This window comes from Halalkalibaculum roseum (genome assembly GCF_011059145.1).
GTDB lineage: Bacteria > Bacteroidota > Rhodothermia > Balneolales > Balneolaceae > Halalkalibaculum > Halalkalibaculum roseum.
Map to the genome: position 1 here is coordinate 663,042 of NZ_JAALLT010000004.1, position 12,200 is coordinate 675,241.

The 12,200-nt window shown below is 44.5% G+C and carries 12 protein-coding genes; 5 read left to right on the forward strand and 7 right to left on the reverse strand.

Going from position 1 to position 12,200, the window contains the following annotated elements:
• Window positions 1-156 precede the first annotated feature (156 nt).
• A complete protein-coding gene (locus G3570_RS14780) occupies window positions 157-921 on the forward strand; it encodes a dimethylarginine dimethylaminohydrolase family protein (RefSeq protein WP_165143599.1) in 765 nt (254 codons plus the stop codon).
• A gap of 159 nt (window positions 922-1,080) precedes the next feature.
• Here G3570_RS14780 and G3570_RS14785 read toward each other — a convergent pair whose 3' ends face one another.
• Entirely contained in the window at window positions 1,081-2,238 is a 1,158-nt protein-coding gene (locus G3570_RS14785; protein ID WP_165143600.1) for a DUF2911 domain-containing protein, read from the reverse strand.
• 300 nt (window positions 2,239-2,538) lie between these two features.
• Between G3570_RS14785 and G3570_RS14790 the strand changes: the two genes are divergently transcribed.
• Complete coding sequence (locus G3570_RS14790) at window positions 2,539-3,396, forward strand: SDR family oxidoreductase (RefSeq protein WP_165143601.1); 858 nt, start codon at window positions 2,539-2,541, stop codon at window positions 3,394-3,396.
• 218 nt (window positions 3,397-3,614) lie between these two features.
• On the opposite strand, the gene G3570_RS14795 is transcribed toward G3570_RS14790, so the two are convergent.
• Window positions 3,615-3,920, reverse strand: coding sequence for a GIY-YIG nuclease family protein (locus G3570_RS14795; protein WP_165143602.1), 306 nt, complete (start codon window positions 3,918-3,920; stop codon window positions 3,615-3,617).
• A 346-nt stretch (window positions 3,921-4,266) separates the two neighbouring features.
• Here G3570_RS14795 and G3570_RS14800 point away from each other — a divergent pair, with 346 nt between their 5' ends.
• Window positions 4,267-4,623 carry an AtuA-related protein gene (locus G3570_RS14800; RefSeq protein WP_165143603.1) on the forward strand — a complete coding sequence of 119 codons (357 nt, stop codon included), beginning with the start codon at window positions 4,267-4,269 and terminating at the stop codon, window positions 4,621-4,623.
• Window positions 4,624-4,683: 60 nt separating this feature from the next.
• Here the strand turns inward: G3570_RS14800 and G3570_RS14805 are convergent, their stop codons facing one another.
• From G3570_RS14805 to trhA, 4 genes are all read right to left on the reverse strand, one after another.
• Entirely contained in the window at window positions 4,684-5,256 is a 573-nt protein-coding gene (locus G3570_RS14805) for a DUF2911 domain-containing protein (RefSeq protein ID WP_165143604.1), read from the reverse strand.
• A gap of 65 nt (window positions 5,257-5,321) precedes the next feature.
• Window positions 5,322-8,210, reverse strand: a complete 2,889-nt coding sequence (locus G3570_RS14810) for a PD40 domain-containing protein (RefSeq protein ID WP_165143605.1) — start codon at window positions 8,208-8,210, stop codon at window positions 5,322-5,324.
• Window positions 8,211-8,483: 273 nt separating this feature from the next.
• A complete protein-coding gene (gene tnpA, locus G3570_RS14815) occupies window positions 8,484-8,945 on the reverse strand; it encodes an IS200/IS605 family transposase (RefSeq protein ID WP_165143606.1) in 462 nt (153 codons plus the stop codon).
• A 276-nt stretch (window positions 8,946-9,221) separates the two neighbouring features.
• Window positions 9,222-9,902, reverse strand: coding sequence for a PAQR family membrane homeostasis protein TrhA (gene trhA / locus G3570_RS14820; RefSeq protein ID WP_165143607.1), 681 nt, complete (start codon window positions 9,900-9,902; stop codon window positions 9,222-9,224).
• Window positions 9,903-10,092: 190 nt separating this feature from the next.
• On the opposite strand from trhA, the gene G3570_RS14825 reads away from it, so the two are divergent.
• A complete protein-coding gene (locus tag G3570_RS14825; RefSeq protein WP_165143608.1) occupies window positions 10,093-10,530 on the forward strand; it encodes a Dabb family protein in 438 nt (145 codons plus the stop codon).
• Window positions 10,531-10,590: 60 nt separating this feature from the next.
• A complete protein-coding gene (locus tag G3570_RS14830; RefSeq protein WP_165143609.1) occupies window positions 10,591-11,268 on the forward strand; it encodes an SOS response-associated peptidase in 678 nt (225 codons plus the stop codon).
• 97 nt (window positions 11,269-11,365) lie between these two features.
• Here G3570_RS14830 and G3570_RS14835 read toward each other — a convergent pair whose 3' ends face one another.
• Window positions 11,366-12,121: a dioxygenase family protein gene (locus G3570_RS14835; RefSeq protein WP_165143610.1), complete on the reverse strand. Its 756-nt coding sequence runs from the start codon at window positions 12,119-12,121 to the stop codon at window positions 11,366-11,368.
• Window positions 12,122-12,200: the final 79 nt, after the last annotated feature.

Below are 12,200 nucleotides of genomic sequence, written 5' to 3' on the forward strand. Positions count from 1 at the left end.
TTTATGAATAATATTCTCTTCTCCGTCCTGTGTGCGGCTCCGGAAGGAGAGCCATTGCCAAATTACAAACATGACCGTGGACATTTTTAATATTTTCAGGATCAATTCCATTGATTTTATTATCTATCAATCTGAGACAAAACTCAATTACATATCATGTTTACCCATGCTCTCGTACGAAAACCCTGCAAAAATATAGTTGAAGGAATAACATCAGCGAAGCTAGGCGAACCGGATTACCAAAAGGCACTGGTACAACATGCGAGCTATGTGCAAACGCTAATGGAGTGCGGATTAGAGGTTATGCAACTGGAGGCATCTGAAGAATACCCGGATTCCGTTTTCATTGAAGATATTGCTCTGCTCACGCCTGAGTTTGCGGTGATTACACGTCCCGGAGCACCATCGCGCCGCGGTGAAACAGAAGGTATTAAAGAGGTGTTGTGGGAATTTTATGACGAAATTGTTGAGATTCAACCGCCTGGCACCCTGGATGCAGGTGATGTAATGATGGCGGGCAATCGCTTTTTTATTGGTCTTTCGGGACGAACCAATGAGGAGGGAGCCAGACAGCTTGAAGCCATCCTTCATAAATTCGGTTTTGCCACTATCCTGGTTGAGCTTGAGAACCTACTACATCTTAAGACCGGGGTATCATACCTAGAGCATGATACCATGCTTGTTGGTCCTGAGCTAAAAGATGCTGACTTCTTAGAAGATTACCGAACGATTGAGGTTGCTTTGGAAGAGAGTTATGCCGCCAATTGCATTTGGGTGAATACTACCATAATAATTCCAAAAGGGTATCCTACCACATTGAAGAAAATTGAAGATGCCGGATACGACCGCATTGTAACAACAGATACCTCTGAATTCCGAAAACTGGATGGCGGACTAAGCTGCCTTTCACTACGCTTTTAGTTTACCAAAGCTTAGGGTCATTCTGTGTAATATTGAAAAAGCAGTTATTGCACCCTTCATCCCTGAGGATACAAGGATCTCATAACGTAAATACTCATCACGTGAAGCTAAGGAATCAGAGACCCCTCAAGAAGAAACGATAATAGGCCTTCCTTTTGCCTAGTTTACAGTAAAATCAACGGAGAAGACGCTTTCTCCCCAAATTAATTGAAGTACACCCCCGGTTTCTGTCTCTTCGATATTAATGGTAAAGGCCTCGGTAACATCTTCTTTAGTGTCGATTTCCATCGGTACACGTCCGAGATCACGGTCCGCATCATAGGATTGGCCGTTCTGTCCGGTTTGCTTGTTGATCATCAGCGTACCGCCATCCGGCTCCGGAATTGTAAAGAGGGTATACTCGCCGGCCGGCACAGTAAGAGTACCGATGGTTAAATCTGTGGAAGTATAGAAATGGGTGGCCCGGTTAGCCCCGGTTCTCCATCGTTCCCCCCACGGTACAATACCGCCGAAAAGATCACGTCCCCTCTTCTTGGGAGATCCGTATTCCACTCTGAAATTAGCTCCCTTGAAAGAAAATTCACCGGTTTCAGCGCTAGACAGTTCACCGAAGGGGTTACCGCTTTCATCATTTGCCGCAAAGTCTTCGCCAATAGCTTCGATATCCAACGAAGGCACGCGATGGACTTTTAGTTTACGCGTTGTCAGACCGGCATCCAGAAAGAGCAGGTCCCCGTCTTCATTCACATCGACGCCCATGACTCCACGGAAAGGATGCCGGATAGTCATGGAATCGGTTTCAATATCAGCCAGGATAAAACTGGACAACCGAGAACCGGTCAGCATCCTCTGGTCAACCGTATCCCTGTCGACGGAAGCGGCATTTTCAAGAGCCAGCTCATAGGGCCAGTGTACCATATCGATAAAGGGTAGAACACCTGGTTCATATGATACGGAATAGGTTCTGCTGCCTTCCGAAGTGTTCACCTCTACCAGAAGACTGTCTCCCATTCGTTCAATGGTCTGAACAGTTGTCCCTTCTCCACCGAAACCTTCATCCAGTGAATACTTGGTGGCTGTCATGCTCTCAATAGCCCCGGTGTTATCCAGCACCAGATCATAAGAGGTAAAGGTAGTACGCGGGCTGCGAAGGATAACTTTGGCATTCATTTCATTGCCGGATTTTTCAAACTGTTCAACGGCAAGGGTATCGTTGCCCAGATAGGTTACGAAAGCGGCATTATTCGAGTCGATGGAGTCCTGGCTGCAGGAAGCCAGCAAGAGAACAATAACAAGAGCTAAACCGATATTTTTCATGGTATTGGAAATTATTTTTTTGGATGAATGCTTCAATAATCATACTAAAAATTGTATCCCTCAAAATTTAAAAGATGAAAAATATATCTATACATAGATAACATAGTGACCGGTATAGATAAATGAATATCGCTGCATAATTTCTAACACAGAGGATTCCAATTTAAGCATTACATTAGCTATATGACTTTGATAATGTTCACTTTAGTATGTGTTGTTAGAAAGCGGAAACCTCTAACCGGTTTGGCTGTGCTAGAATCATCAAAGAACATTACGAACTAATACTTAAATACAGGCTTTATGAAAACCTTAGTGATTGGCGGGACCGGAACAGTTGGTTCTGAAGTAGTAAATCAACTGTTAACTGAAGAAACAGGAATCGTTGTTCTTACACGGAGCAGTGATAATTTTGAAAAGCTGCCGGAAGGAGTCGAAGGGGTAGTAGGTGATTTGCTACAGCCTAAAACACTGCGGTCGATATTCAAAGAGGTAGACCGGGTGTTTATGTTGAATGCCGTTAGTCCAACCGAGTGCAGTGAAGGGCTCATGGCACTACTTGCTGCCAAGTCAGAGAGGGTTAAAAAGATCGTTTACTTGTCGGTTCATAACGTGGATGACGCACCTCACCTCCCTCATTTTGGTGCAAAAATTCCCATCGAACAGGCCATCAAGGAAACGGGAATAGATTATACTATTCTGCGGGCCAATAATTTTTATCAGAACGATTACTGGTTTAAGGATGCTATCCTGCAGTATGGGGTATACCCGCAGCCAATTGGCGATGTTGGACTTTCCCGTGTGGATATTAGGGATATCGCCGAAGCCGCAGCCATTGCGCTCACTACCGATCAGGCTGCTAATGAAATATTGAACCTGGTTGGCCCCGAGGTGCTGACCGGAGAGCAGACGGCGGAGATCTGGAGTGAGGCGCTCGATAAATCGATCTCTTATGGAGGCAATGATCTGGACAGCTGGGAGGAGCAGATGCTGCAATACATGCCGGATTGGATGGTGTACGATTTCAGACACATGTACGCCTATTTTCAGGAGCACGGTTTAAAAGCCGGTGAAGGTGATGTTGAAAGGTTGACTGAATTGTTGGGACATGAACCGGTCAGCTTCAAGGTATTTGCCAAGCAGACGGCGATAGAGTGGTAGAAGGAGTTGTCATTTTTGTGTAAGAATGAAGGATGAGCCATCGTTGGCTATTTCACAGAGTTGCACAGAGTAGACACAGAGGGGCGCAGAGTAAAACAATCTCTTCTTTTGCTTCCACCGCTCTGTTGCAGGAGCAATCTTTAAGTCATTCCGACCGAAGCCCGCGGTCTGTTGGGCGTAGTGGAGGAATCTCATCCGTTACTTAATGGCTTTCAAAACTAATCTAGTGATAAATCTTTCCAACAGGGATTAACACTAGTAATTAAATCCAACTTCTTTTCTCTCCTCCATTTTTTGATTTGTTTTTCACGGTCAAGAGCATCATAGATATTGCTAAATATTTCACAGTAAACAAGTCTATAAACTCGGTATCGACCAGTAAATGAGGTTCCATTTTTCGGATTTTTATGTCGTTGAACTCGAGCATAAATGTTATTAGTCACACCTATATAAAGCACTCTTGAAATGCTCGTCATGAAATAGACGTAATAAGCTTTTTGTTTTCGTTGATGATAAGTGTGCATTGTATTTTCAATAAATATGTCTGCTTAAAGGTTTGATCTTTTTAGGGAGGATTCCTTACAAGCCTGGAAGTAAATATATTGATAGAGAGAGACCCGCAGAAACGGATGAGATCCCACGACAAGCTCGGGATGACTAGGAAAATAATTTAGAGATTGAATTGAACTCCTTAAACCTTTTACAACATCTAGGCATAGGGTACTAACTATTCTGAATCTCTGACCCTGCTTCCATAGCTGTGCTGCGGAAGCAATGCTATTAACGATAAGATGCCACTTGTCACATATACTGCCAGCCTATATATTCATACCGATATAATCCAAAAGAACCCAATGAATTTCATTACCCATGCCAAAAGCAAAACTTATTGATATTGCACACGGGCGAAGTGGCGACAAGGGCGACGGCAGCAACGTGGGCATTATTGCACGCCACCCGGATGTCTACCCCTTTTTAAAAGAAAAGCTGACGGCCGATGTCGTAAAGGAACACATGAAGCACATCTGTAAGGGGGATGTGGACCGGTACGAGATGCCTAATATCGGCGCGCTGAACTTTGTGTTGCACCAAAGTCTCGGTGGCGGCGGTACGGTATCCCTTAAATTGGATGCCCAGGGTAAAACCCACGCCTCCCAATTGCTAAGAATGGAAATGGAAGTGCCTCAAGAGCTGATAGAAAAAGTTCGCAAGAGACGGGCTTCCTAAAGTCAGATCGGTTAATTCAGGTAGTGTTTCCGAATTGCCTAACAGTTGAATTAAATAAATTTACGACGTTGCCGTATCTGCCGATAAGAATGTGATAGGTACACGCACCTCAGTCTGTACCCATTTAATCACCATCTCTGTGGAATCGTCGGTTACTTCTTCGAACTGAATGGTAAAGGCTTCGTCCGACTGCTCAGTCTGGTGGGCATCTGCATCGATTCTCATCACATCATTTGAAGAATCATACTCAAAGGCACCCCAAAGTCCCAGCTCGCTGTTAAGTATGATGGTCCAGCTCTCCTCCCCCGGAATGGAAAACAGAGAGTACGTGCCTGCTTCCAGCTGCTCCCCGGAAAAGAGTATATCTTTAGTAGTGGTTATTTCGGTAGCCTCATTGGCTCCTGTCCGCCAAACCTCTCCAAAGGGAACCAACTCACCGAATATTTCTCTACCGCTTTTATAGGGTTGCCCATAGACCACCTTGATATAGGTATCGGCATGTTTAACAGAGGCAATGGCTGTCGGGCTTTTGCGACGTACGGGATCAGGTTCCTTTGGTTGTTTGCTGTTGCAAGAGATAATAGCAAGTGAAACGGCCAGAAGCATGACCAAAAAGCTGTGAAATAATTTCATTAATCCATTGACTATCTAACAGTTAAAAATAGGTTTAGCGACATACTAGCTAAAGAGACTACAATTTAAAAATTACCGACAAATATATTGGTTTTTCCCCTGGTTGGCTCATAGCCTACCCCGACACCAATATCCAAAGCCAGGTTCGATAGTCTGAAACGGGCGCGAATACCGGCACCGATAACCGTCCGGGTTTGATCAAGTGTGATACGACCGGAAGCATCCGCAACGGTATTGGTAAAACCGACCAGGTAAATATTACTCAGGTACAACGGTAACAGCAGCCCCCCGTCATCAGGGAAAATCAAGGGAACTGTATAGCGGGTTCCCAGGCTTAGTGCGTTATTGGCTGTAGGGAATACGGATTCTGAAAAACCATCCGAAACCAAAAACTGGTTATCAAAAACACCGGCTGTTTGTGTAATTCCGAGCAAGCTGACTCTTAGGGATTGGTTCCATTGTTTTAATGGAGACAGGTAGGTATAAAACCCTCCGCGAAGTGCGGTAGGTTTCAGGAATGATTGACGAAACTGTTGGTTGTTTACATTGAATATTAGATCAGTACTGGAAAAATAGTGCTCTATTTCGCCGAATAACACGAGTCCGGTATTCGGCTGAACATCCCGGATATTCTGCTGTAGCTTATACCGAAGGGAGCTGAAAAGGTTGCCTATCGTCAAGTTACCAAAGTCAGAGAAAGCACTTCCGCTCCCTGTTGGCAGGTATCGTATCTGCGAACGCCGAAGTTCGGGTTCAATAGTAAACGAGGAAAAGTAAACATTGCGCTCCAGATTGTAGGTAAGCGGTACGCTCAATGCGAAGCTTCGCTCCTGGCGCACGGCCGGAAGACTGAAATTACCCTGGTCGGAAGAAAAATTTAAGGTACGGAAAGCGGGCTCGCTGAATATGCTTGCCTTAAAACCGGGGTAATAAGTCTTGTTTCGGTAGCTGAAATCATACCAGAGACGCTGTTCATAACCGGTAAGCTCAAGGGAATAGGCTTGATCCTGTATCAGACTCCCACTGTGAAGTGTCGCTCCAATCTGGTAGGAATCGGTACGCCCGACTTCCTCGACTACCGGCAGAACTGCCCGGGGTTTGAGCCATGAAATGCCAGTTTTGTAAGATGACTGCTCCCATTGCTGACTCTCCGTCTCCACCTGTTCACCGAGCTCGGGGCGTTCCATAAAAGCCACTTTATCTTTGTTTGGCTTCCATAAATATGGGTCAACTTCATTGTATACAAAAGATTCCATTTCCAGGACAGCGGGCAGCTGCTCATTTTCTTTTTGGAGAATGAAGGCAATACGTTTCCCATCAGGGCTGTAGGATGCTTCAAAAGCGTTGTAGTTACTCTGTGTCAGTTGAACCAGCTGTTGTTGCTGAAGATCATACTCATAGATCTGCATGGTCCCTGAATGGTCAGAGGTCAGGAGGAGCTTATCACCGTTTTCATGCCAGGAAATATCATAAATAGATCCTTTAGAAAACGCCAAAATCGGGTCTTGTTGAAGGTCTTCCTGAACCGACTGCTCGGAAACCAGCCAAAGCCCCTGTATGCCCCTTTTATTGACAATAACAGCCCACTGGTTGGATTCTTTGGGATTGACTGCTATCTCAATGATTTGATGCGGACCCAAATCGACCATGACCTTGGAGGTTTGCTCTCCGGTGTTAAAACGTATCAGCCGGCTGGATGCGCCTGAGGTCTGCAACGCATAGGTATTTTGTCCGCTTATTTCGGGCGCATATACCCTACCATTTTGAGAAAGCCTTTTTTGACTTTGGTCCTTGAGGTTGACCTCAACTAATTCGGAGAGATAGGTTCGGTCATACAACGCACTGGATCGGTAGTAGGCGTAGGTAATAGTACTCTTGTCATCGGATAGATCATAGAGGTAATCGGTCACCGAGTTGGTGGTGACAAGGCATGTGAGATTTCCGGAGTTCAGGTCGTATGTATAAAACCCGGGGCTCCCATTATAAAAGGAGGCATAGAAAATAAGAGTATTTGGGTCCAGCCATTTTGGTCTGTGCACGGAAGCACCTTGTAATGGAATACCAAGGGTCGGTATAGGCTTTTGGGCTATTGTATCTTTACTTCGTTCTTCCGCTACTGACTTTTCAAATTCATTATATAGCGTAGCCGGCCATTTTCCGGTGGCATGCTTTAAAGCTACACCATATCCCAGGAAGGGCAGGTCAATATAGAAGTTAAGGGCTTTGCGGGTAGTTTCCCTGCCGTAGGTATCTTGGAGCCACCGAGTAAATTCATAACCGCCGATATAGTGCCGGTTGAATGGGCGATTGTGTTCCGGAAAGTGGGACATTTGTCCCATGGTCCACCGCTCCTGACTATCAAAAACAGCGTTGAATTGATTGTAGAAATAGGGATGATTGCCCCTTCCACCATTCGGAGCCACGAATTCTGTTTCATGATATGTGGCAAGACCCTCCGTAATACCGGAAGGAATGGCGCTGTGAAAGGATCGGGCAAGGTCAGGGGAAAATAGGTTTACCAATCCGCCAATACCAAAACCACCCGTGTTGCTGTAATGCAATGCATGCACCAGCTCGTGGGGTTCCACAGCCTCCAGCCAGTTACCTGATTGTGGGTTTAGGGCTTTCCCTTTAATTGGGGGAATCTCGATTTCGGAGCGGAAATGAAACGGCGTCACAAAGCCGTTGGAGCGGTCGTTATAGTTGTTAAGGATAACGGGAAAGTCGGATAATTTCCCGTCAGCCAAATCTTGTACCTTGTTGTATTCGCTTTCCAGGATACGTCCGGTTCGCCAGGCTACAGAGTCTTCACCGGAGGGAAACACGATTTTAAAATGAGGGGTCTCAAGTTGTTGCCACTGCAAGTTGGGCGGGCGATACTGGGTGGGATAAAATTGGGCAGAGGCGGATGCATACAGGAGCAGAAAGAGTAATATACCTGTGATTTTTTTCATGTGAGCCGTTCCACCTGCTTTCAGTCTGTGAATGTTTTTTATCGGATGGCAGCTGTTAAATATATAACAAGAGAATTAACGGGCAAACTAAGTTTCATGGATTACCACTTAGACACTTAGAACATGGAAGCAATCAGCTCTACCCGCGTCTTCCGTGTTCCATTTGGTAGAGGTAACACCTATTTTAGGTAGGATAGAATGTCCCGTAGGGACTTTATCCCGGTAGAAAAAGAAAGCACCTCCAGGTGACTGTGCCGTAGGTACAGCATCTAATTATTCTACCCGTTTAAACACATACCGTTCATCATATTTGATTCCATGCGAATTCAATAGATTAAGATATTCTTCCTGAAAGCTTAACTTCCTATGATGTTTCTCCTGTTTCTGAATATATTTAATCACCCTAGGCAGCTGAGACTTAGAATAAGAAAAGGCGCCGTATCCTGACTGCCATGAAAACTTATGACCCGAATACCCTTTCTTATTGATCCATTTAGATGAATCTTGTTTGACGATTTTGATCAAATCTGAAATGGACTGAGCGGGTCGCATTCCGATCAGGATATGAATGTGATCCGGCATGCCATTAATCTGTAACACCTTGTGAGAATGATTTTGCACAATGCCGGTTATGTATCGGTACAATTCTTCCTTCCAAGGGTCTTTAATCAGACTTTTTCGGTTTTGAACAGCAAATACAGCTTGTATATGAATTTGTGTGTAGGTATTGGCCATATTGCTATTTATATGTTGTACCTAGCGGCACAAGGATTTTTAGGTTTGATATTTTCTACCGGCATTAGGTCCCTATGGGACTTAGAAGAAGTGTGTTTTAATTATCTCTTCTTGACTTTTTTAGTTTTCTAATTTCTTTGCCTAAGAAGCTATTATTAATGTACTTATAATAAATATATAACAATAGAGTCAGCGGACAAATTAAGAAAGCCGTGGCTATCAGCTATACCGGTGTCTTCCGTGTTCCATTAAGTAGCGGCATTTGATGCGGGTAGGTTAAACCCCGTAGCCCGAGAGATAGGAATAAAAAGCCCAGAAGTGTGAAAAGGTACCGGCCAGAACAAAGAGGTGCCAGATTTCATGATGTCCGAACCAGTTGGGTATGGGGTTCGGTTTTTCCAGTCCGTAAATAATGGCACCCAGCGAGTAAGCCAGGCCGCCCGCGATAATCCATCCCAAGAAGGCCGCAGGCAGCTTTTCAAACAGGGTGGGAAACAAAATGACACCCATCCAACCCATACCTAGGTAAAGGAGCGTGGAGATCCAGCGAGGCGTTTTCATATACAAAAACTTCTTTATGATGCCCAGCAGTGCAAGGCTCCAGACGGTGATAAAGATACCCCATTTCCAATTTCCTTCGAGTACAATCAAGCATATAGGAGTATAGGAACCGGCTATCAACACATAGATCATGCTGTGGTCAAGCTTCTGAAAAAACTTAAGTGCTTTTTCCCTGACGGGCAGAGAATGGTATAACGAGCTGGAAGTATAGAGCAGCACCATACTCGCACCGAAGATGGAAAAGGCTACAATATGGCTGATGGAATCCTGTAAAACGGCTTCATATAATAGTGCAATGAGACCAACTACAGCCAGAATAGCTCCCAGGCCGTGGGTTAAACCGTTGACAGGTTCTCTTATGTAGCGTTGTATTTTCGAAAGATTATGTTTTGTCATGTTGAGAAGATAACGCAGCAAAGGGTAATAAAATTCTTTTTTCAGAAATATTAATTGAGATTAGAAAAATTTATGTTCTCTTTTGATGAACAAAGGGCAATGAAAGTCCAAGTTGCCAACAAAAAGAACCTACTTTTTTGGCATTGATTGATATCGAACTATACGTCAAAATAACCTGAAGACTTAGAATATGATGAATTTCCGTAACAGCGTACTCATTACCCTATTTTTAACAATGGTAGTGGCAGGGTGCTCTCAGAGCACCAATCAGCAGCAAGCAGCCGGCAGCGAAACGACCGTTAGTGAGGGCATGCTGCAGCATAATGTGTTTTTCTATCTTAAAGATGATGTGACGACAGATCAGAGAGCACAATTCGAAGAAGGACTGAAGATACTATTGGCTATTGATGAGGTGTACGACTACCAGATCGGTATACCGGGAGATACGGAACAGCGGGATGTAACAGACCACTCTTTTGGATATTCGTTCTCCTCATGGTTTGAGAACCTGGAAGATTACCAGGTCTATGCCGAACATCCGGTTCATTTGGAGTTTATTGATGAGTATGAAGATCTATGGGCGGAAGTTCGAGTATATGATTCGGAAGTAATCGCTACCAAAGAGTAAGAATTATTGTTAACTCTTTGGGGATAAGCTTTAAGATTTTATAAGTAGAGTCTAAACAGTATGTGTGGAAGATATACGCTCAAGGAAAATAAAGAGAAACTGGAAGAGTGGTTCGATGCCGATGGCGAAGAACTGGATCGTCTTAACCCAAACTATAATGTGGCTCCCTCACAAAGCATGCCTGTTGTCGGTCAGAACAGAGATGGAAATAGAAGCCTGAAGCCTTTCCGGTGGGGCTTGCTGCCATTTTGGGTAAAAGAGAAAAACGTGGGTTATAGCATGATCAACGCCCGCGCGGAGACACTGGATAGCAAGAAATCCTTTAAACCCTATTTTGAAAAGCAGCGTTGCCTGGTGCCGGCTTCGGGTTTTTATGAATGGAAAGGTGAAAAGGGTAATAAAACACCGCACTACATCTATCCGACCCACGAACCGTTGTTTGCATTTGCAGGTCTGTATAGTATGTGGGACTCCCCGGACGGAAAGGAAAAAATTCCCACCTATACTATCGTTACTACCGATGCCAATGAAAAGATGAAAGAACTGCACAACCGCATGCCTGCCATGTTACTTAAGGAGGAGTGGGAGGATTGGTTAAATCCGAATAATCACGATACCAAAGCACTTAAGGAATTACTTAAGCCCTTTCCGGATGATGCCATAGATTTCTACCCGGTGAGTAAAAAGGTCGGTAATGTGAAGAATAATTCAGAGGACCTGATCCAGCCTGAGCAGTAGGTGAAGTTATTTACTAGGCGGGATGGCATTTAATTACCTCTGAGCCTCAAGCCCGATGAACTCCGATTCTTGCCTGGCATTCCAGAAGTTCACTGTCTTAATTATTAGGCTGAACATTAAGCAACAGACCGTTGGCATCACCTCCCGATAAAACGACGTCCTGTTCAATGGCCAGGGGACTTTTCCCAAATTTGCTATAAGATGCCTTTTGGGTATAGATGTCATCACACAAGTTTGAGTCAAAATAGAACTGGGTAGTGAGTTGTTCGTCTTCGCTAACCATGATTTTAGCATGTATATGGGGCACCCTGCCTACATACCATCCCGGGAAAATAGTTTCAAATTGCACCCACCCGTCTGCGTCTGTTCTTTGAAGTCCACGAAGAAACCGGGTTTCATTGACCGGATCAACATGGTATACCCCGTTTTTATCTTCACCTTCCCTAAGCAAGAAGATAAAGGTTTTCCACTCATCTCGGGTTATCTCTTCGGGATATCCGCTGTAGGTACCTTCTGCATCACAATGCCAGATTTCTACCACGGCACCTTCAACCGGGGTACAATTCGGATGCCGGTTTACCTGCAGCCGCAAAGTAAGCTTTTGTCCATCCCGGTCTTCAGAAATATTAACCCTTTCGGGTGAAGGATAATAAAAGGGGCCTTCAGTCTGTCCTGAAGTTAAGATACACAGGTCCTCGCTGCCGGAAGGTGCATTGGTAAGTTTTGCCGGATCGAAGTCTCCTGTAAAAATCAGGTTTCTTATAATCGGTTTTCTGAAAAACCAGGTGGCAAGTGCCCCGGTCCCTAATGTACCAAGCCCCATCAGAAACCTTTTTCTGGTAGTTTTTTTCATACTATCCCCATCTAGATTTGTGACTTATTGATCCGGAATATGGAGAAATCGATACAAATTAAAAATTAAAGTTACAGCT

Bases quoted from the DNA above. Each gene is read 5' to 3' on its own strand.
- trhA (WP_165143607.1), bottom strand. From the start codon at position 9,902: ATGACAAAACATAATCTTTCGAAAATACAACGCTACATAAGAGAACCT.
- tnpA (WP_165143606.1), bottom strand. From the start codon at position 8,945: ATGGCCAATACCTACACACAAATTCATATACAAGCTGTATTTGCTGTT.
- G3570_RS14800 (WP_165143603.1), top strand. From the start codon at position 4,267: ATGCCAAAAGCAAAACTTATTGATATTGCACACGGGCGAAGTGGCGAC.
- G3570_RS14780 (WP_165143599.1), top strand. From the start codon at position 157: ATGTTTACCCATGCTCTCGTACGAAAACCCTGCAAAAATATAGTTGAA.
- G3570_RS14795 (WP_165143602.1), bottom strand. From the start codon at position 3,920: ATGCACACTTATCATCAACGAAAACAAAAAGCTTATTACGTCTATTTC.
- G3570_RS14790 (WP_165143601.1), top strand. From the start codon at position 2,539: ATGAAAACCTTAGTGATTGGCGGGACCGGAACAGTTGGTTCTGAAGTA.
- G3570_RS14835 (WP_165143610.1), bottom strand. From the start codon at position 12,121: ATGAAAAAAACTACCAGAAAAAGGTTTCTGATGGGGCTTGGTACATTA.
- G3570_RS14825 (WP_165143608.1), top strand. From the start codon at position 10,093: ATGATGAATTTCCGTAACAGCGTACTCATTACCCTATTTTTAACAATG.
- G3570_RS14830 (WP_165143609.1), top strand. From the start codon at position 10,591: ATGTGTGGAAGATATACGCTCAAGGAAAATAAAGAGAAACTGGAAGAG.
- G3570_RS14805 (WP_165143604.1), bottom strand. From the start codon at position 5,256: ATGAAATTATTTCACAGCTTTTTGGTCATGCTTCTGGCCGTTTCACTT.
- G3570_RS14810 (WP_165143605.1), bottom strand. From the start codon at position 8,210: ATGAAAAAAATCACAGGTATATTACTCTTTCTGCTCCTGTATGCATCC.
- G3570_RS14785 (WP_165143600.1), bottom strand. From the start codon at position 2,238: ATGAAAAATATCGGTTTAGCTCTTGTTATTGTTCTCTTGCTGGCTTCC.